At 57.0% G+C, this 20,191-nt stretch carries 17 protein-coding genes; 9 read left to right on the top strand and 8 right to left on the bottom strand.

What is annotated here, in order from left to right; translation table 11 throughout:
* The 4 genes from ACWKXN_RS10515 to ACWKXN_RS10530 are packed head-to-tail and all read right to left on the bottom strand — an operon-like array spanning position 1 to position 3,650.
* Positions 1–1,239 (bottom strand): DotU family type VI secretion system protein, encoded by a 1,239-nt coding sequence (locus ACWKXN_RS10515; RefSeq protein ID WP_033145801.1) that lies wholly within the window; start codon positions 1,237–1,239, stop codon positions 1–3.
* Positions 1,240–1,256: 17 nt separating this feature from the next.
* Positions 1,257–2,600 carry a type VI secretion system baseplate subunit TssK gene (gene tssK / locus ACWKXN_RS10520; protein WP_214579690.1) on the bottom strand — a complete coding sequence of 448 codons (1,344 nt, stop codon included), beginning with the start codon at positions 2,598–2,600 and terminating at the stop codon, positions 1,257–1,259.
* A 28-nt stretch (positions 2,601–2,628) separates the two neighbouring features.
* Positions 2,629–3,132: a type VI secretion system lipoprotein TssJ gene (tssJ, locus tag ACWKXN_RS10525; RefSeq protein WP_023312162.1), complete on the bottom strand. Its 504-nt coding sequence runs from the start codon at positions 3,130–3,132 to the stop codon at positions 2,629–2,631.
* A gap of 23 nt (positions 3,133–3,155) precedes the next feature.
* Positions 3,156–3,650, bottom strand: coding sequence for a hypothetical protein (locus tag ACWKXN_RS10530; RefSeq protein WP_033145802.1), 495 nt, complete (start codon positions 3,648–3,650; stop codon positions 3,156–3,158).
* Positions 3,651–4,651: 1,001 nt separating this feature from the next.
* Between ACWKXN_RS10530 and ACWKXN_RS10535 the strand changes: the two genes are divergently transcribed.
* The gene (locus ACWKXN_RS10535) at positions 4,652–6,940 is read left to right on the top strand and encodes an FdhF/YdeP family oxidoreductase (protein WP_454543761.1); all 2,289 of its coding nucleotides are present in this window, start codon (positions 4,652–4,654) and stop codon (positions 6,938–6,940) included.
* Between the two features lie 22 nt (positions 6,941–6,962).
* The gene (locus tag ACWKXN_RS10540; RefSeq protein WP_039263611.1) at positions 6,963–7,859 is read left to right on the top strand and encodes a LysR family transcriptional regulator; all 897 of its coding nucleotides are present in this window, start codon (positions 6,963–6,965) and stop codon (positions 7,857–7,859) included.
* Here the strand turns inward: ACWKXN_RS10540 and ACWKXN_RS10545 are convergent.
* Complete coding sequence (locus ACWKXN_RS10545; RefSeq protein ID WP_454543762.1) at positions 7,838–8,596, bottom strand: phosphate/phosphite/phosphonate ABC transporter substrate-binding protein; 759 nt, start codon at positions 8,594–8,596, stop codon at positions 7,838–7,840. The two genes, ACWKXN_RS10540 and ACWKXN_RS10545, sit on opposite strands and share 22 nt — an antisense overlap.
* Positions 8,589–9,560, bottom strand: coding sequence for a fatty acid desaturase (locus ACWKXN_RS10550; protein ID WP_454543763.1), 972 nt, complete (start codon positions 9,558–9,560; stop codon positions 8,589–8,591). Before ACWKXN_RS10550 ends, ACWKXN_RS10545 begins: the two co-directional genes overlap by 8 nt.
* A gap of 149 nt (positions 9,561–9,709) precedes the next feature.
* Between ACWKXN_RS10550 and ACWKXN_RS10555 the strand changes: the two genes are divergently transcribed.
* The 5 genes from ACWKXN_RS10555 (at position 9,710) to ACWKXN_RS10575 (ending at position 13,466) form a co-directional block, all read left to right on the top strand.
* Positions 9,710–10,690 carry a GlxA family transcriptional regulator gene (locus ACWKXN_RS10555; RefSeq protein ID WP_454543764.1) on the top strand — a complete coding sequence of 327 codons (981 nt, stop codon included), beginning with the start codon at positions 9,710–9,712 and terminating at the stop codon, positions 10,688–10,690.
* Positions 10,691–10,768: 78 nt separating this feature from the next.
* Positions 10,769–11,779, top strand: a complete 1,011-nt coding sequence (gap, locus tag ACWKXN_RS10560; RefSeq protein ID WP_454543765.1) for a type I glyceraldehyde-3-phosphate dehydrogenase — start codon at positions 10,769–10,771, stop codon at positions 11,777–11,779.
* A gap of 281 nt (positions 11,780–12,060) precedes the next feature.
* Positions 12,061–12,765, top strand: coding sequence for a hypothetical protein (locus ACWKXN_RS10565; protein WP_221702192.1), 705 nt, complete (start codon positions 12,061–12,063; stop codon positions 12,763–12,765).
* Complete coding sequence (locus ACWKXN_RS10570; protein ID WP_182073047.1) at positions 12,765–12,986, top strand: hypothetical protein; 222 nt, start codon at positions 12,765–12,767, stop codon at positions 12,984–12,986. Before ACWKXN_RS10565 ends, ACWKXN_RS10570 begins: the two co-directional genes overlap by 1 nt.
* Positions 12,987–13,466, top strand: coding sequence for an Hcp family type VI secretion system effector (locus ACWKXN_RS10575; RefSeq protein WP_454543766.1), 480 nt, complete (start codon positions 12,987–12,989; stop codon positions 13,464–13,466).
* A gap of 48 nt (positions 13,467–13,514) precedes the next feature.
* On the opposite strand, the gene ACWKXN_RS10580 is transcribed toward ACWKXN_RS10575, so the two are convergent.
* Positions 13,515–14,702: an MFS transporter gene (locus tag ACWKXN_RS10580; RefSeq protein ID WP_033145809.1), complete on the bottom strand. Its 1,188-nt coding sequence runs from the start codon at positions 14,700–14,702 to the stop codon at positions 13,515–13,517.
* Between the two features lie 115 nt (positions 14,703–14,817).
* Here ACWKXN_RS10580 and ACWKXN_RS10585 point away from each other — a divergent pair, with 115 nt between their 5' ends.
* On the top strand, positions 14,818–15,774 hold the full coding sequence (locus ACWKXN_RS10585; protein WP_454543767.1) for an AraC family transcriptional regulator: 957 nt from the start codon (positions 14,818–14,820) through the stop codon (positions 15,772–15,774).
* 102 nt (positions 15,775–15,876) lie between these two features.
* The gene (locus ACWKXN_RS10590) at positions 15,877–17,562 is read left to right on the top strand and encodes an alpha,alpha-trehalase (RefSeq protein ID WP_058841376.1); all 1,686 of its coding nucleotides are present in this window, start codon (positions 15,877–15,879) and stop codon (positions 17,560–17,562) included.
* Between the two features lie 491 nt (positions 17,563–18,053).
* Here ACWKXN_RS10590 and ACWKXN_RS10595 read toward each other — a convergent pair whose 3' ends face one another.
* Positions 18,054–20,156 carry a TonB-dependent siderophore receptor gene (locus ACWKXN_RS10595; protein WP_454543768.1) on the bottom strand — a complete coding sequence of 701 codons (2,103 nt, stop codon included), beginning with the start codon at positions 20,154–20,156 and terminating at the stop codon, positions 18,054–18,056.
* Positions 20,157–20,191: the final 35 nt, after the last annotated feature.

Here is a 20,191-nt window from a genome sequence, read left to right on the forward strand (position 1 = left end):
TTAGTTTCCTTGCGGCAATCCGTTCAGCTCAGCCTGAGTGTTTTCAGGCGACACCAGCAGAGTAATTTCCACACGGCGGTTACGGGCGCGGTTTTCAGGCGTCGTGTTCGGCGCCACCGGGTTAATCTCGCCCCGCCCTTCCGCTTTCACGCGGCCAGGCTGAGAGAGGCTTCCCTGCAGCATTTTCTGTACCGAGCGGGCGCGTTCCAGAGAGAGTTCATAGTTCGAGGCAAAGCGCGCGCTGCGGATCGGCACGTTGTCGCTGTAGCCCACCACCAGAATTTTGCCGCTGACGTTATTCATCGCCTGCGCAATGCGGTTGATGACCGGTTCATAGCGGTCACGCACGACGGTAGAGGCGGAGGCAAACAGCCCGTCGCCCTTCAGGATCACGACGCTGCGATCCGCTTCGTCTTTCACCGCGACCAGGCCCGCCTCGATTTCAGGCTTCAGGAAGCCGCGCAGGTTCAGCACCGCCGGAAGCTGACGGGCCGGCTGCTGAATAGTGGTTTCCGGCAGCTGGGACTGGTAAATCTTCGCCAGCACCGGGTTGGTGTTATCGCCAAGGCGCCAGTTAAGCACGATATAAAACAGGCAGGCGATAAACCCGGCCAGCGCCACGCAAGCCCACAGGGGAACCATCGGCCGCCAGAGCTTGCGCAGCACCGGACGGTCTTCCGGATGGGGAGAAAGCGGCGGCGGATAGCTGCCGCGCACGCCGCGAATCATCTGCCACAGCCGCTGCTTGATGGTTTCAAGCTGGGTGCGGCCATTATCCAGCACCCGATAGCGTCCTTCGAAGCCCAGCAGCAGGCAGTAGTTGATCATCTCCAGCAGCAGGATATGCTCGCGCGGGTTCTGCGACAGGCGCGCCAGCAGCTGGAAGAACTTCTCGCCGCCCCAGGTTTCGTTGTGGAACGTCACCAGCAGACCGTTGCTTGACCAGACGCCGCTGCTGCCCCAGGGGGTGAGCGCGGCGGCCTCATCGAGCGCCGTACACAGGCAGTAACGTGCCCCGACGATCACTTCGTAGGGCAGCCCCGCCTGCTGACAGCGGACTTCGAAACGGCGAATCTCATCGATCAGACGCTGGCGTAACGCCACCTGATCGTCATGGGAGACCGAATGACGGATCTGCGGAATCGCGTTGAGCAGCGGATTGGCGGCCGCCACCAGCTGGTTGTTGCTACTGGCTCCGGTAAACGCGGCATCACTGCCGGTGTCCTGTCGTTCCTGCATATTAAGCGCTCGCTTTATTATTCTGTCGGGCTACGGATGGCCCAAAACTCCATATCCAGCCCCGGGAACTCCCCTGCAAGATGCAGGGCGAATGCGCCGGACTTATCCATCTCGTGCCACAGCTCGCTGCCCTTCTCCAGTTCAAAGTAGCTGTAGCCGGCATGCCACGGGATCTGCGGCGGCGCGACGGGCATGGCGCGCAGCATAATGCCCGGCAGCTGAAGCTGAACCAGATCCCGGATTTTCGAGACCGGCGCGACCTTCATCTGCGCCGGGAAATGGGTTTGCAGGTGTTCGCCCGGCACGTTGGCTTTTACCGCCAGCACGAAGCCGAACTCGCGCACCATGCTGGTTTCAGGCACCGTGGCGATGTTCAGGCCGTGAGAGCGTTCGTTAAGCGGCAGCTGAATCGCGTGGTCTTCCATCACCAGCGACAGCCCCTGACGCAGCATCAGCATCAGTTTGCTGAAGCAGTTAGCCAGATCGTCATGATCGTAAATCGGCAGCACGCTTTCGGCGGTACGCTGCGACGTCCAGGTGGCGAGCTCGGTCGCAAAGGGCAGCCAGCTGCGCCAGAGCGTTTCCGGATGCAGCAGCGGGAGGGTTTTTAAATGAGAAACCTCGCCCAGATGACGGTTAACCAGCGACAGCAGCGTGAACTCAATCAGTTCGGAGGTGTTAAAGCGGCCAGGCTGGCGCAGACGACCGCCAATTTGCTGGCTGCGCTGGACCAGCAGACCGTGCAGATCGTTGATCATGCTGTAGATCTGCGGGCTGTTGTTGCCGTTGAGCATCGGCGGGATGTAGCTGTTATCGAGCCGCACGTGGTTATCGTTACGTTTCTCCGTCACAAACGCCACGCCGATGGCGGTCCATTCCGCCGTGAGGTCTTTTTCCAGCATCAGGGTCAGACGCAGACGGCCAAACTGGACGGTGGCATCCCCCACCGACATGGCGTTGTCGTCTTCCACCTCTTGCTCGAAAGCGATGAAGCGCGCCAGCGAGGCCGGCTCTTCGCTAAAAATCACCTCTTCTCTCTCGCCACGACGAACCGGCAGCGCGAGCACCACCTTTTCGTTGGTGAGATTGTCAGGAATTTTCAGCGGCGCAGGGCCGTTGCGCCCGTTACGCACCTGGAAAAAGGTGCCGTCCGGCAGCAAGCCACTGCAGTAGCTCAGGGCAATGCATCCCTGACGAAGCATCGCTTCATCCAGTTCCACGTCAAGAAAGCCCCAGAGATATGACCGCTGTAGCGCGCCCCATTCACGAACATGGTTGAGCAGATAGCTTTCAGTCCGCTGAAAATGGTGTGGACGCAGGAACATGCCTTCGGTCCAGACGACCTTTTCTGCTTTCGTCATGATGATGTGTTTCCTGTGTTGAAGCGCGTTACTGGCTGATGACCCGAATGCCGTTCACGTCGAGAAAAACGTTGGCCTGAAGTTCATCCGCGGACCATTTCCAGAACTGGTAGATATGATTTTCGCCAGGCACAGGCAGAGGGAGTGAAACGCGCCATTTTTTGCCATCCAGCATCTGATACTCCGCCATCACGCCGATGTAGCGGGCCTCCGGAGAGCTTTGCCCGCTGAGGGTTTTGGACAGCTGTCCCGGCATCAGGAAGAACACGTCGCTGTTCAGCAGATTCGCGCCAAGCGTGGCTGACGCGTTGTTCTGCAGGGAGTAGAAGTCGCTGGACATGAAATCCGCATCGGATTTCAGCAACAACACCCGGACCTTAAGCGGCGCAGATTCGTTGATTTGTGGATGAGCCTGAAACTGCAGATTGTAGCGGGAGGGGTCGCTGTGTGAAGACGACGTACAACCACTGACCAGGGCGAAAATCACCGCGTAAAAGAATAACCACAGCTTATGAAAATTTTTATTATTCATAAAAATGCGCTCATGCAAGCCGTTTAGTTCAGGATCCAGGTACCGTTAGCGCTGTCTTTGCAGGCTTTGCTGTTGCCATCGACGTCGACACAGGTCGCTTTTTTACGCGCCTTCGGACGAATGGCCTGTTTACGCACGGCGGCGTCGTACAGGTCGGCCTTGATCACCGCGCGCATCGGGACGTAACCAATCAGCTGATCGTTCCCTTCATCGGCCAGCGCCATCCAGTAATGTTCAACCTGACCCAGCACCACGTAGGTTTTTCCGGTGTCGAGAGTGCGGATAACTTTGCCGCCGAAGTCAGGACGGCTCATCAGGGAGGCTGGATACATGGCGCGATACGGTTCGTTGACCGGGTTGAACTCCGCCGGCGGCGTCACAGCGTGACGGTGGGTTAAGGTCACGCCGTTGACCTGGCTGGTCTCGATCGTATCGTCGTTGATCACAGGTTTCTGCGGCGCTTTACAGCCCGCCACCGCCATTACAAACAGAAGTGAAAACAGTACGCGCATTTTCATATGCTTTTCCGTAGCGATATTTCGATGATGAAGATAAGGGAGTGAAGTTTGACTTAGGTGCTATTGTTAAAATAGCCAGGATATTTTCGGGGCGTTACTATTTTAAGGGCATAGCTACCGCACGAGCCCTTCAGAATAAGGCCCAGTGTCTTCCTGACATATTTTGACAAACGGTAAACAAGTTTACATGAGCTTCGTCTCAATTCAATATTTACCGGTACGTAACTGTTGGTAAATGAAGCAGTCGGAAAATTATAGGATTAATCCTATGAAAAAACCCGATATGACCTACGCCCTTTTATTTCTTAGCCACACAACATTGCAATCATTTGTTTTATATACAAAAAACACAAAAGAGAACCACTTTCATTAACGCAATACGGCTATTATCGCCACTACCATAATTAGTAGAATTCGCGTATTGGTGAGGTCAGCAGAATATATGAAAGATGAATTATTTGTTGCACTATCAGGGTAACTTTAATATTGAATGCACGCGTTAACGTGAATGTGACTATTTCACTTATGTTGCACGACGTTAATTTTACGCCTCAAAATAACTTTATATTTCGCGTTGCGACAATTACCCAACCAGGCCTGAATTTTATCCTTTAATCATTAAGCCTGAGTTAACCATCCTGACATTATCCCCGCCAAAAATGCTCGCAATATCCCGCCAGCTGCGACCCGTGTTTATTGCTGCCGCCCACAGCCTTCATTCGAAATTTTATTGTTGCTACATCCTCTCCTGCTCGCCCCATCTATCTTGCCTACCGTGTGATAGATAAGATTTATTATTAAAATGATAAAATTTCGTTATAATTTCTTTAAATATTTAAGCATCAGATCTGATAAATCGCTGTAATAAAACGAATTTAAGATAAAGCATTTTTCTACACCGCATGCGCATAGCCATCCGGTCGTCATTGCTTTCACTTATTGTCCTTTGCAGCGTTTTTATGGGTTCAGACGTTGTGTGACCGAAGAAATCAGGAGTGGGTATGAATAAGAAAAGACGCTCGGTGCCGGGTATCAGACACTATGACGGTCCTGCCGGAGGCTGGGGCGCGTTAAAAGCGACGGCCATCGCGGTACGTACCCAAATGGATGCCCTGGACGCTCCCGCCACGCTGCTGCGCACCAACCAGCCTGACGGTTTTGACTGCCCGGGCTGCGCGTGGCCGGATAAAGAACACAAGTCGACGTTCCAGTTCTGCGAGAACGGCGCCAAAGCCGTGACCTGGGAAGCGACCAGCAAACGCGTTACCCCCGCGTTTCTGGCTGAAAACAGCGTCTCCTCGCTGCTGGCAAAATCGGACTTTGAGCTGGAAGGCTACGGTCGACTGACGCATCCCCTGCGCTATGACCGGGCAAGCGATACCTTCCGGCCCGTCGACTGGGACGAGGCGTTTCAACGCATCGGCGAAGTATTGCGCGGGCTCGAACCGGACCAGGTCGAGTTCTATACCTCCGGACGCGCCTCTAACGAAGCGGCGTATCTGTTCCAGCTGTTCGCTCGCGAATACGGCACCAATAACTTCCCCGACTGCTCGAATATGTGCCACGAGGCCACCAGCGTCGGTTTGCCGCGTTCGATTGGCATCGGGAAAGGCACCGTCTCGCTGGACGACTTTGATAAGACCGAGCTGGTGATCTCCATCGGCCACAACCCCGGCACCAACCATCCGCGAATGATGGGGACGCTCCATGAGCTGGCCCGTCGCAACGTGCCGATTATCGTCTTTAACCCGCTGCGCGAGCGCGCCCTCGAACGTTTCGCCGACCCGCAAAGCGTGATTGAAATGGCGACCTACGGCTCAACGGATATCGCCTCGACCTATTTCCAGGTGAAGGCCGGGGGCGATGCCGCCGCGCTGAAAGGCATTGCCAAACATCTGCTGGAAATGGAGGCCGAACGCGGTGACGTGCTGGATCGCGCATTTATTGCCGAACACACCCAGGGCATTGAGGACTTCGCCGCCGATATCGCGCAAACCCGCTGGGACGAGATCGAGCGCGAGTCGGGCCTGAACCGGGCGGCGCTCGGGAAGGTCGCCGACGCCTATGCGAAATCAAATGCCACCATCATTACCTACGGGATGGGCATTACCCAGCACAATAAAGGCACGGCGAACGTCCGACTGATTGCCGACCTGCTGCTGCTGCGCGGGAATATCGGCAAGCCCGGCGCGGGTATCTGCCCCCTGCGCGGCCACTCAAACGTTCAGGGGAACCGTACCGTCGGGATCAGCGAGAAGCCCACGCCGGCCTTCCTGAACCGTCTGAAGGACGTTTTCGGCTTTGAGCCGCCGTCTCACCACGGACACGATGCGGTGCAGGCCACGCAGGCGATGATCGACGGCCGCGCGAAGGCGCTCATCTGCCTCGGGGGTAATTTTGCCGTCGCGATGCCCGATCACGAGCGGGGTTTTCCGGCGATGGGTAACCTGGATTTGAGCGTGCACGTCGGCACCAAGCTCAACCGTACCCATCTGCTGGTGGGCAAAGAGACCTTTATCTTTCCGTGCCTCGGCCGCACCGAGCTGGATCTCCAGGCCACCGGCCGTCAGTCCATTACCGTCGAAGACTCCATGTCGATGGTGCATGCCTCATCCGGCAAGCTGAAGCCCGCCTCGCCGTTGCTCCGTTCGGAACCCGCTATCGTCGCCGGCATGGCGAAAGCCACGCTGCCGGAAACCCGCGTGGACTGGCTGACGCTGGTAGAAGATTACGACCGGATCCGCGATCTGATCGAGCAGACCATTCCGGGCTTTGAGAATTACAACGCGCGGATCCGCGTTCCCGGGGGCTTCCGTATGCCGCTGCCGCCGACGCAACGCATCTGGCCAACGGCGACGGGAAAAGCGATGTTCTCGGTGTTCGACGGCGTTCACGAGAACGTCAGCGGCGAAGGTGAGCATGTTCTGCGGTTAATCACGCTGCGCAGCCACGACCAGTACAACACCACCATTTACGCGCTGGACGACCGCTACCGCGGCGTGTTTGGCCGCCGCGACGTGCTGTTTATGAACGAAGACGATATGGCGCAGTCAGGCCTGGAACACGGCGACCGCGTGGATATCGAAACCGCCCTCCCCGGCAGCGTCCAGCGTTTGAAGGACATTACCGTGGTGGCGTACAGCATCGCGCCGGGCACCGTCGGCGCCTATTACCCGGAGGCCAACGTGCTGGTACCGCTTGATTATCTGGATAAGGACAGCGGTACGCCGTCGTATAAATCCGTTCCGGTTCGCATCACCCTGCGCTCGAAAGAGATCCGCATGCTGTAAGGCTGCTCGCGCAGAGATAATGATGGATATTAAACAGTTAAAATATTTAATCGCACTCGACGAGACCCGGCACTTTGGTAAAGCGGCCTCGCAGTGCAACGTCACCCAGCCGACCCTCTCCATGCGCATCCGCAGCCTGGAAGAGGAGCTGGGGCTGGTGCTGATCGTGCGCGGGCAGCGCTTTGAAGGGTTTACGCCGGAGGGGGAACGCATCCTCGCGTGGGCCCGCGCCCTGCTTGCCGCACACGACGGGTTACAGGCGGAAGCCGCGCTGTGCAAAGGCCAGGTGGTGGGCGAATTACGTCTGGGGATGGTGCCGCTGGCGAGCGTGGATCCGATGATCTTTATTCGCCAGCTAACGCAAAAATACCCGGAGCTGACCTACAGCCTCTATTCCATGTCCTCAGCGCAGATCGCCGACGGCGTCAGCCGCAATCAGCTTGAGCTGGGAATTTGCTACCTCAACAGCATCGACACCAGCCTGTTTGACGTTATCCAGCTGCCAAAAACGAAGATGGGCCTGCTGCACGACACTCGCCATTTCCAGCTCGGCCAGGCAGCGCTGACGTGGCACGACCTGACGGATTTTCCGCTGGGGTTCCTGACCAAAGGGATGCACTACCGGGCGCATATGGAGGCCAGCTTTAAATCTGCCGGCATCGAACCCACGTCCGTTTTCGAAAGCGACTCGACGTTCCAGATCATTCAGGCGGTTCAGAGCGGCGTGTGCTGCGCCGTCATGCCGCTGAACAACGGGCTGGAGGCACTGAACGGCAACTTCCGGATTGTCCCCATCGCTGACGCGAACATTGAGGCTCCCGTCGGCCTGATTATGCGCAGGCAGAAGCCCGTCTCCTCGCTGGCGCTGCGCTGTTTTACCGACGCGCAGGAGATTTATCACGCGGTCAATGAGGCGTAGGCCTCGCGCGTGACCACGCTAAAACCGCCGATCAGCACCGCGTCGCAAATCTCCCGATGTTCCGGTGAACTGGCCAGCGCGTGGAGCGCATCGCGAATGGCGTTAAGCGTTTCACGCGAGGTGTTAGGCGAGGTGATCAGGGGCAGTCCCGGCGTCAGCGGGGTGCGGTCAATGACCGCCAGCCCCACAAGGCGTTCCGGCTCATGGCGCTGCAGCAGTGCCCAGGTCACGCAGTCGATGGCCGCGATATCCCCCGCCCCGCGTTTCACATCAATCAGAGACTGGCGATGGCTGCCGCTGAAGGACGTTTGCGCGAAAAAGGGACCGCCGCTCGCCAGGGGAGCCACTATTTTTCGCAGCGCATTGTAGCCGGACTGGGAATCCGGGGAATTACAGACCGCCCGACGTCCGCGAAAATCCGCCAGCGTGAGGTGCCGATCCTCCTCGCGCACCGCCAGAAAGCTGCGGTACTGGATCCCTTCGCAGCCCGATGCCGCGTAGTGAAAACAGCCGACCACCTGCACGTCCGGGAGCTGCGTGACCAGCGGATAACCGCAGGTCTGGCTGAGGATAAGCGCAGGCTGTTGCCAGTGCCTCAGCAGATCGGATTCCGGCCAGCCGGGGTCACGATCGACGGACACACCGCGCGCGGCCAACAGCCCCTTTACCGCCAGCCAGAGCGCGCGGATATCGGCGCGATCCACGGCATACATGGGAAACGCCAGCAGGTTACTCATACCCTTCCCCCTGTTGTTTTGCGGGATGAACGGTGACGTCGACGGGTCTCACCCAGAACTGACGCAGCCATTCACCATAGCCCCTGACGAGAAAACCGTGGTTTCGCTGCTGGTACGCCTCCCGGTTTTGCTGGTAGATGGCCTTCAGCCCGTACCAGGGAACGCCCGGCAGATCGTGATGCACTGAATGGTAGTTGAGATTCAAAAACAGTACCCGCCAGAATAACCCGGCCTCGTTAATGACGGAGCGCGCCAGCGGGTCGTCCGCCGCGCGATGTTCGAAAAACGATCGGACCTTGGTCAGCGCCAGCGCCGGATAGCTGACGGCCAGCACAAACCAGACGGGTGAAAAACCGGTACGCGTCATCCAGGCGAAGAGCGCCACCAGCAGCAAAACGTGAACCAGCCACATTGACATTGCCCGCGGCTGAAGGTGACGAAACGCCGCCGCAGCGCTGCCCAGCGTCTGAAGGATATCCAGCAGCGGGGCCAGCATCAGCCGCCCGGCGAAGGTATTCCGCGCCCGAATCATACGTTTCTGCCAGGGGGAAAAGCGCGCCCAGCTCTCGTCGGTAAAATAGTACGACTCCGGATCATCCACCGGATGGGTCAGGCTATGGTGCCGATGATGGGCGAGATGGGAGTCCCGGTACAGGCCATACGGATACCAGACCGCCAGCGGGAGCGTGCCGAACAGCTGGTTGAGCCAGGCAAAACGCGTGGGGTGCCCGTGGATCAGCTCATGCTGCAGGGACATGTACCAGGCGGTAAACCCGATCAGTAGCAACGTGGCGGGCAGCAGGCCGAGCGTTTGCCAGAACGCCAGCGTGGCAAACCAGCCTGCATAAATCGTGATAATCAACAGCCACGTGGGCAGTTCGCTGCGCCATAAAAAACCCGATGCAAGATGGCGGATTTGTTCGCGTTGTTGCGGATGTAAATAGAGGGAGCTTCGTTGACTCATTCCTTCAGACGCCGTTTCGCCAGAGATAATTCTTTGACGATCGGGGATAACGCCTGAAATAACAAACAACTTAAATCGCTTTGCTTTGCCAGAAACGTGGGGCGCACGCGTCGCTTGACTTATTCTGTGATAAAGGTACTTTTCAGGACATGAAGAAGATCCTGATTATTGTTCCCGACGGCGGCATGCTGTTTGAAGCCGCCGGTATCGCCGACATTCTGATGCAGGCCAACCGGCTGCATCCGGAAGGTCTTGCGCAGCCCCGCTACCGGATTATCATCGCCACCACGCAGCCTCACCAGGTGATCCACGGCCAGTCCGGCCTGAATCTGCTGGCGGACTATCGCCTGCCGGAGCTGGACCCGCGTGAACCGCTGGATACCATTATCATCACCGGACGCGGCATGAACGAGCAGGAGAGCACGGCGGTGGTGGACTGGCTGCACCTCGCTGCGCCGCACGCCCGGCGGGTAGCCTCTATCTGCGGCGGCGCGATGCTGCTGGCCCAGACCGGCCTGCTGGACGGTCGTCGCGCGACCACCCACTGGCGGCTGCTGGAGACGATGCAAACCCAGTATCCGGCTATCCACGTCGAAGGCGGTCCGCTGTATATTCAGGATGGCCCCATCTGGACCTCCGGCGGCGTGAGTTCCGGGTTCGATCTGACCCTGGCGCTGGTGGAAGGCGACTACGGATTTACCCTAGCCCGCGACGTGGCGCAGGATATGGTGATGTATCTGCGCCGTCCCGGCGGCCAGCTGCAGTTCAGCCGTTACAGCCTGCAGCAGCCCGGCACATCGGGCCCGATAGGCGAACTGCAAACCTGGATCCTGCAGAACCTCACCGCCGACCTGTGCGTGGAAAATCTGGCCGAGAAAGCGGCGATGAGCCCGCGTAATTTCACCCGCGTGTTTACCCGCGACGCGGGAGTTTCTCCGGCCCGCTACGTTACCGAAGCGCGTCTGGCCGCGGCCCGCCAGCTGCTTGAGCAGACCCATGACTCCCTTGAGCGCGTTGCCGAGCAAAGCGGGTTCGGCACCAGCATTAACCTGCGCCGCATCTTTGAGAAACAGCTTCACCTCACGCCCGGCGAGTACCGCCAGCGCTTCCACTGTCGCAAAATGGCGTAATCTGATCCTTTTTTGTCGTTTACGCCAACCGGCCCGACGCCTACAGTGACTCCAGACAACAGAGATAAGGAGTGCACCATGTTTAAGGTCGGTATTAACGGTTTCGGCCGTATCGGACGTAATTTCCTGCGCGCGGCGCTGGGTAACCCGGATCTGCAGATTGTGGCCATTAACGATCTGACGGACAGTAAAACCCTCGCCCACCTGCTGAAACATGATTCCCTTCTGGGCAAGCTTCCCGCCCCGGTTGAAGCGGCAGACGGCGCGCTGCAGGTAGACGGGCAGCGGATCGCCGTATTTAGCGAACGCGATCCGGCGAATATCCCGTGGCGTGACGTCAGCGTTGACGTGGTGATTGAGGCCACCGGCTTCTTTACCGAGCGGGAAAAAGCGGCGGTGCATATCACTCACGGCGGCGTCAAGCGCGTCATCATTTCCGCCCCCGGGAAGAACGACGACCTGACGATTGTGATGGGGGTTAATCACGAGCAGTACGATCCCGCCCGTCACGCGGTGGTGAGTAACGGGAGCTGCACCACGAACGGCCTGGCGCCGGCCGCTCAGGTTCTGCATCAGCAGTTCGGGATTGAGCATGGCCTGATGAATACCACGCATGCCTACACCAACAGCCAGGCGCTGCACGATCAGCCGGAGAAAGATCTGCGCGGCGCGCGCGCGGCGGCGCTGTCGATTGTGCCTTACTCCAGCGGCGCGGCAAAAGCGCTGGGGAAAGTGATCCCCTCTCTGGACGGCAAACTGACCGGGTACTCCCTGCGCGTGCCGGTGCCGGTGGTGTCGATTGTGGATTTAACGGTAACGCTGAGCCGTAACGTAACCGCCGAAGAGGTGAATGACGCGTTCCGCAACGCGGCCGCCAGCGGGCCTCTGAAAGGCATACTGGGCTATAGCGATGAACCGCTGGTCTCCAGCGATTACCAGGGCGACCCACGCTCCTCAATTATCGACGGGCTTTCCACGCTGGTGATTGGCGGGAACATGGTGAAGATCCTGGCGTGGTATGACAACGAGTGGGGCTTCTCAAACCGTCTGGTGGATCTGGCGGTGTGGATGGATAAGAAAGGGCTGTAAGTCTTACCGTGATGCCGGGTGGCGCATGCGCTTACCCGGCCTACAAATTATGTCATCATTCAGTAATATCTCCCCCTTCCTCGCTGAATATATAATTCTTAATAATCTCAAGATTATTTAACTCTTTCTAATTCATCGCATCAATTATAAAAACGCACCAATTAACTTAGAAAATAGGTTAATATTTATTCTTTATTTTACGTTTAAAAGTGCGAGTCCGATCACTGTCCTTAGTCGATAACGTAGACCATGATACACCCTGCACACAACAGGGACATATTATGTATTACAGCAAGGAAATTATAGAAAGAATTGGATCCGATAAAGATCTTGCATTAAGGCTCGATCGCGCCGTCGCGGGGGTAAAGGACGGTGCCATAGAATATTTAAATAATCTTGGCGATGCGACCACGCGATTGCTTTATTATACCTCTTGCTTCACTGATAATTATCAGGATGTCTGTAAAAAATTGGGTTCGGAAGATTTGAGGTTTTTAGCAGGAGTCGCTGAACTTGTTAAGCATAGAGATGTAATTTTTAGAATGGTAAGGATTTATATTGAAACGATGCTTCAGAACAGATCCATTATTCAAAGAAAAATTATTCTCGAAAAATTAATACCATTTACAACAAACTATTCAGTAAAGCAAGTATCTAAGAGCGGTTTGATTTATGCCGCCACGTCATACATCTGTTATGGTAATAAAATGAACGCGGCCGTAAAAAGTGCATTTATGAGAAAGGTTGGTTTGAGCACAGGAGGTGTAATTACCGTATTAAACCTTTACGCTATAGTTCAGCATGCGGCAGACAGCGCAAATACACTTAAAAAATTTCAGCCGTTATTTTACCATGCGCTATATGTTGAAAAGCTGGAAATGATGTATTTCCTTATTGAACCGGTGATAATGAAAGCCGGTTATCTTAACTTAAACACTGCATCCGATAGCGAAATTGCTGATGCGCTGAATAGAATGATGCGATAATGTGGCAATCGATAAAAGCATTTTTGAAACAATTTTTAAAAAGTTTCTTACAAGACATTATGGATGATTTTTTTTGGTATGGCACTGGAATATTCGCCATCATTCTCGGTGCTATCGTGGTGAGTTTTATAGAAAACGAAAAAATTGCACTACGAATCGTTGGGATTATTATATTAGTTGTGTACTTCATTGCATTTCGTTACAAAACAAAGGATCAATAAATGTCTACACCAGCACATATATGGTTTACTGACGAAAATAATGCTCCCGTATTAGGCGAGTGTTTAATGCCTACAAGATTGGGCTCTACCGAACTCAAATCGTTTAATCACTCCGTCTGGATCCCCACCAGTTCCAACACGGGAAAACTAACCGGGACACGCCTTCATGTTCCAATCACCTTTGAAAAAGAAATAGATCGCATCACACCCCATTTTTTTCGTGCCGTATGTACAGGCAAAACATTCAAATCTGCATTAATCAAAATGTATAAAATTGATGACGCCGGTATTGAGCGCGAATACTTCAATATCACTCTGGAAAACGTCAAAATAACCAGGATCTCGCCAGTATTGCACCCGCTCGGTATCGCAAGTGCGCATATGGAAGAAGTCGAACTCCGCTATGAATCGATTGAATGGAAATATTGCGACGGGAATATCATGTTTAAAGACACCTGGAATGAAAGAGCAACAGCATAGAACAATGAACAACCGTTAAGTCCCTCTCCCAAAGGAGAGGGAAAAGGCTCACTCTGCTTTCACTTTTACGCCCATAAACACAATCACCATCGCCGTTACCAGCAGAAGCCCGCTTCCGGCGAATACGCCGCTGGCGCCGTTGAGGTCAAATACCGCGCCGCCCCCGGCCGCACCGGCACTTATCGCCAGCTGAATTGAGGCCACCAGCAGCCCGCCTGCACTTTCGGCTTCATCCGGAACGGTGGTAGCAAGCCAGGTTGACCAGCCCACCGGAACCAGACCAAATGCAAAGCCCCACAGCGCGACCAGGAACCCGTCCAGCATCGCCAGATGACCAAACGCCACCATGGTGAGCGCGAGAACGCCCATCGCGAACGGCACCAGCGCCAGCGTCAGGCGCAGATTACGCGCCAGCAGATGCCCGGCAACGGAGGTGCCGACAAAGTTGGCCAGCCCAAAGCCCAGCAGGATCAGCGAAATGGTCTCCACGCTCGCCTGCCCCACCGTTTCCAGGAACGGGCGCAGGTAGGTAAAGAAGGCGAAATGGCCGCTGAAAATCAGGATGGTCGCCAGCATGCCGCCGATCATCCCCGGACGACGCAGCACGCGGAACAGCGTACTCAGGCTGCCACTGCTCTCCGGCTTCATGGACGGCAGGACCCAGAGCTGCCACAGCAGCGCCAGCATGCTCGGTAGAATGCAGAGAACAAAGACGTTGCGCCAGCCGATCAGGCTGCCCAGATAGCTGCCGAGCGGCGCCGCGACCACCGTGGCTATCGATACGCTGGAGAAGATCACCGCCAGCGCCTTCGGCACTTTATCCGCCGGAACCAAGCGCATCGTGGTCGCCGTCGACATCGCCCAGAATCCGCCGATGGCTATCCCGAGCAGCAAACGCCCCATCAGCAGGACGTGCAGGTTGGGCGCAAAGGCCACCAGCAGGCTGGAGATAATTTGCAGGACCGAGAAAAACATCAGCACCCAGCGGCGGTCGATGCTTTTGGTCGCCGGCGTAATCAGCAGTCCGGTCACCAGCGCCACCAGCGCGGTGGCGGTGACGGCCTGTCCGGCCATTCCTTCACTCACGCCCAGGCTCGCGGCCATCGGCGTTAACAAACTGGCGGGCAGAAATTCTGCCGTAATCAAACCAAACACCCCCAGCCCCAGTGAATAGACGGCCCGCCAGGCGGGTTTTGCAGGCGCTACCGCCTCGCTCGCCGCGACACATGAATTCATCTGTTTTTCTCCCGTTATAAAAATGTGACAACTGTCGCAAAAGCATAGAAGGTTCACCCTGGACGATCTATGACATATAATCTCCACTTATTGATTATTCGTCCGGAGTTGCGCCATGACCGTACAGTCACCCGATCTGATCAGCGAACTTTTACGCGGCATGCGTCTTTCAGGTGTGAAATACCGGCGGATCCAGGCCAGCGCGCCGTTTGGCTTCGCGTTCCATCAGGCGCCCGGTAGGGCGCAGTTTCATTTTGTGAGCCACGGTAGCGCCCTGCTGCGAATGGAAAGCGGTGCGACGTTCGAACTGAGCAGCGGCGATGCCCTCTTTATTCCTTGCGGTGATTCCCATGCCCTGCTCTCTGACGAGCGGGCAACCATTACGCCCATCAATGCCTTTCCCAGCGAGCCCATCTGCAGCTCGGTGTGTGCCATCACCTGCGAGCCCTGCCCGGAAAGCGAGAACACCATCATCTTTAGCGGGTGCATGGATTTTGAGCTGGGCGGGATGCAGCCGCTGATCAAGGCGATGCCGGAAGTGATGATGGTCAGCCGGCTGATGTCCACCTGGCCGGAGATCCACCCGCTGCTGGCGGCGATGGAGCGGGAGTCCGTGGCGCGTCAGGCCGGGTACGCCGGGATCCTTGCGCGTCTGGCCGACGTGGTGGCGGCGTTAATCGTGCGCGGCTGGGTTGAAGGCGGGTGTGGTAAAGCCACCGGCTGGGTGCAGGTTCTGCGCGACCCGCGCCTGAGCCGTGCCATTTACGCCATGCACCAGCAGCCCGGCCTGAACTGGAGCGTGGCGGATCTGGCAAAAGAAGCGGGCACGTCCCGTTCCGTGTTCGCCGAACGGTTTCTGGCCGCGACGGGAACCACCCCGGCAAAATATCTCAGCGAGCTGAGAATGCGGCTGGCCATCCAGTACATTCGCCACGAAAATCAGCCGATTGAAACCGTCGCGCTGCGGCTGGGGTACGGCTCTCTGGCGGCATTTAGCCGGGCGTTTAAGCGCATCATTGGACATGCGCCGGGCACGCTGCGGGAAGCCAGCCAGACGCCGGAAGAGGTCTGACGGGCAGGCAATTATTAACGCGAAGCGGGCAATATTCGTCTAAGGTTTTCAGGTGATTGACAACAGCGGTCACGCTGTTTAGTGAAGACAGGAGACAAACTGATGATAAGACCTCGTACACTACGCCCCGCGTTCTTGCCCCTTGCGTTAGGAGGCGCGCTGCTCGGCGTAACGACTTGCGGTTATGCCGACGATAGCCCCGCAGCCCAGACAACCTCACCCGATATTTTGCTGGGCCCGCTGTTTAACGATGTGCAAAGCGCCAAACTGTTTCCCGATCAGAAAACCTTCGCGGATGCCGTCCCCAAAAGCGACCCGCTGATGATTCTGGCGGATTACCGGATGCAGCACGCGCAGTCCAGCTTTGACTTACGCCACTTTGTCGAGATGAACTTTACGCTCCCTGCGGAAGGGGAAAAATATGTTCCGCCTGCTGGACAAAGTTTACGTGAGCACATCGACGATCTCTGGCCCGTACTGACGCGCACCACGGATAAAGCCAGCAACAAATGGGATTCCCTTCTGCCGTTACCCAAACCTTACGTTGTGCCCGGCGGCCGTTTCCGCGAGGTCTACTACTGGGACAGCTATTTCACCATGCTGGGCCTGGCGGAGAGCGAACACTGGGACAAAATCAGCGACATGGTGGATAACTTTGCGTATGAGATTGACACCTTCGGCCACATTCCCAACGGCAACCGCAGCTATTACCTGAGCCGCTCCCAGCCGCCGTTTTTCTCAATGATGGTTGAACTGCTGGCGACCCACGACAGCGATGCGCTGAAGAAGTACCGTCCGCAGATGGAGAAAGAGTATGCCTACTGGATGGACGGCGTCGACGCCCTTCAGCCGGGGCAGGCTAACAAACGCGTGGTGAAGCTGGACGACGGCGCTATCCTCAACCGCTACTGGGACGACCGCGATACCCCGCGCCCGGAGTCCTGGCTTGACGACGTGAATACCGCCAAAAGTAACCCTAACCGGCCTGCGACCGAGATCTACCGTGATTTGCGTTCCGCTGCGGCCTCGGGCTGGGACTTTAGCTCGCGCTGGATGGACGATCCGCAAAAGCTCGGCACCATCCGAACCACCAGCATTGTCCCCGTGGACCTGAACGCCCTGATGTTCAAGATGGAAAAACTGCTGGCGCGGGCAAGCCAGGAGAGTGGCGACGCCGCCAGCGCAAGTAAATACGAGGCGCTGGCAACGGCGCGTCAGAAAGCCATCGAGAGCCACCTGTGGAATGATAAAGAGGGCTGGTACGCGGATTACGATCTGAAAAGCAAGAAGGTACGCAATCAGCTCACGGCGGCAGCCCTGTTCCCGCTTTACGTGAAGGCGGCGGCGCAGGACCGGGCCGATAAAGTCGCCGCGGCAACCTCGTCGCGCCTGTTGAAGCCGGGCGGTATTGCGACCACCACCGTCAATAGCGGCCAGCAGTGGGATGCGCCAAACGGCTGGGCCCCGCTGCAGTGGGTGGCCGCGGAAGGGCTGCAGAATTACGGACAGGAGAAGGTCTCGATGGACGTGACCTGGCGCTTCCTGAAGAACGTTCAGCATACTTACGATCGGGAAAAGAAACTGGTCGAGAAGTATGACGTGTCGACAACCGGTACGGGCGGCGGCGGCGGCGAGTATCCGCTGCAGGACGGCTTCGGCTGGAGCAACGGCGTGACGCTGAAAATGCTGGATCGGGTCTGTCCGAAAGCAAAACCGTGCGACAGCGTGCCGGAGAATCAGCCTGCGGCGAATGAGGAGGCTGCGCCGGTGAAAGCTGCGGCGCAGTAAGGGTATTGCCGGGTGGCGGCTGCGCCTTACCCGGCCTGCGCGTGCTAGCCCTCTCCCTCCGGGAGAAGGTTAGCCAGTAAGTTTTGAGCAGAAGCAATAACGTTGTTTCAGAACGCCTGAACGCTTTCAGCGATGCCATGGTCCGGCTGTAAATCGCTGAGGCGTTGGCCTTCCGGCCGGGGCGAGGCGCATGGATGCGCCGAGAGGGCGGGCTTTACAGGGATGTTACCTCCGCCCGTCCCCGATAAGCCGGAAGGAATACGCCGAGGGCACCGCGAAGCGGCGATTTACCGCCGGGAGCCCGGGTTGCCAGGGTGGCGGCGACTGAGCCACCCTGGCACGTTCACCGGTCACATCGTTACAGAGTAGCAAGGAACATGAAGTGAACGGAATGACCACCACAGCCGTATGTTCCCCCTCACCCCAGCCCTCTCCCTCAAGGGAGAGGGGGCAGTCCGATTGCGCATTTTTGACGGGGTCCCCCTGGTTCCTTAGAAACTATAACTCGCCCCTAGCTGATACGTCCTGTCACGCCCAATCCAGCAGTTGGTCGCGTCGTAGCAGGTCAGCGTCTCTTTATTAGTGATATTCTGCGCGCTGGCTTTAAGCGTTAGCCCTGCCAGAGAGGGCAGGATTTCGCCCATCCGGTAGGAAGCCGCCAGATCGTACTGCGTAGTGCCGCCCAGTTTACCCGCATCGTTTGCCGGAGAGATTTCCATCGGCCCGGTGTAGCGTGCGCCCGCTCCCAGCATTAGTCCTTTCAGCGGCGTGTTGTCAAAGGTGTAATCCCCCCAGAGGTTGAAGGCATTCTCCGGTACCTGCGTTGGACGTTTGCCTTTGTATTTGTCATCTTCCCGGTTGATCGCGTGGGTGTACGCATAGTTGGCAATCAGCGTCAGGTTGTCCGTCGGACGGCTGATGGCGGAGAGCTCTGCCCCTTTGGATTCCACTTCCCCGGTCTGACGATAGTTCAGGAAGCCCGGATCGGAGGTGACGACATTTTTCTGCCGGATGTTAAACACCGAGGCGGTAAAGGTGGTGGCGTAGTCGGCCAGCAGATATTTCACCCCGCCTTCCACCTGTTTGCTGGTGGTCGGCTTGACGTCTTTCGCCACGAGCGTACCCTGCGGCGACACCGGCGCAAAACCTTCTGAATAGCTGATAAACGGCGAAATCCCGTTATCGAAGGCGTAAAGCGCGCCCAGGCGTTTGGTGACGCGATCCTGCGATACCCAGGCTTTATCACCGTTTTGCAGGTAGTTGGTGGTAACGGAGCGGTAATCGTCGTAGCGCAGGCTGCCCAGCAGGTTGAGGCCGCCAAACTCTACCTGATCCTGTAAGTAATAGCCGTTCTGCTGATAGCTGAGACGGTTTTTCTGGGCGGTATAGAGCCCCAGCGCGCGTTCCTGGATCTGCGAATAGTCTGGATGACGCATATCGATGCCCGGCGTGGCCGACGCGTAGCGATAATGGAAATGGGAGTTCAGCTTCTGATAGTCAAACCCGGCCAGCAGGTGGTGTTTCCAGTCGCCAAGGGCAACGGTTTTGGTCACCTGGTTGTCGATGTTGAAGCTCTTAAGGTCTTCATCGGTGGTGTAGGCAAAGCGGTTGATCTGATACGCCTCGCTTCCCGTGCCTGTCGCGTAGACGCTGCGCTGGTGGGTATCGACGTCGAAATAGCGCGCTTTCTGATTAAAGCCCCAGCCGCTGTCGAATTCATGTTCAAAGCTGTAGCCCAGCATCCACTGACGCTGCTTAAACCCGCTCCACTCATCTCCGGCGTAATCGCGCTTGCCCGCATATTTCGAGCGCAGATAGGCGAGCGGCAGCGGGTTAGACGGCGTCAGGCTCGGGGTGTTTTGCGCCAGCGCGTCCAGGGTGAGGCGGGTTTTGCTGTCGGGCTGCCAGGTGACGGACGGCGCAACCAGGTAGTTTTCATACCGGGTAGTGTGCGGCTGATCGTCGTTTTCCGTGGCTTTGCCCAGCAGACGGTAGTTCCAGTCGCTGTCGGCAATCTGCCCGGTTGAATCGAGATAGCCCTCTTTCAGATTACGGTTTCCGGTGTTAACGCCGATTTCGGTTCGGGCTTCCCGCTGCGGTTTTTTACTTTGAATATTCACCAGCCCGCCCGGCGAACCGCCGCCGTAAAGTACCGATGAGGGGCCTTTCAGGATATCAACGCTGTCGATCAGCAGCGGATCGATGCGCGCTTTGGTATTGCCGGTGACGTTATAGGGCAGCTGCAGCCCGTTGTAGAACTCCTGGTCAACGGTAAAGCCACGAATTTTATATTCGCTCATGTAGGAGGTATTCCCCCGCACCTCGGTTGAGACGCCCGGGGCATAGCGCAGGATTTCATTTACCGAATTCGCGTGACGCTTTTCAATTTCCGGCGCAGTGAGGGTCGTGATGACCTGCGGCGTTTTACTTTCGGCAACGGCCGATTTCGTGGCGCTGTTCGTCCAGGCCGGCAGCGCGCTGCCCTGCTCTGAACCTGTGACGACGATGGTGGATTCTTCGGCGAACGCCGGGACCTGCAATGCCAGCGTGACGGCCCCTGCCAGAGCGCAAAGCGTAAAACGTGAGGTATTCATAATGTCGTCTTGTTGTTAGATGCAATACGGAACGA

The sequence above is a fragment of the Enterobacter sp. UPMP2060 genome, assembly GCF_053709655.1.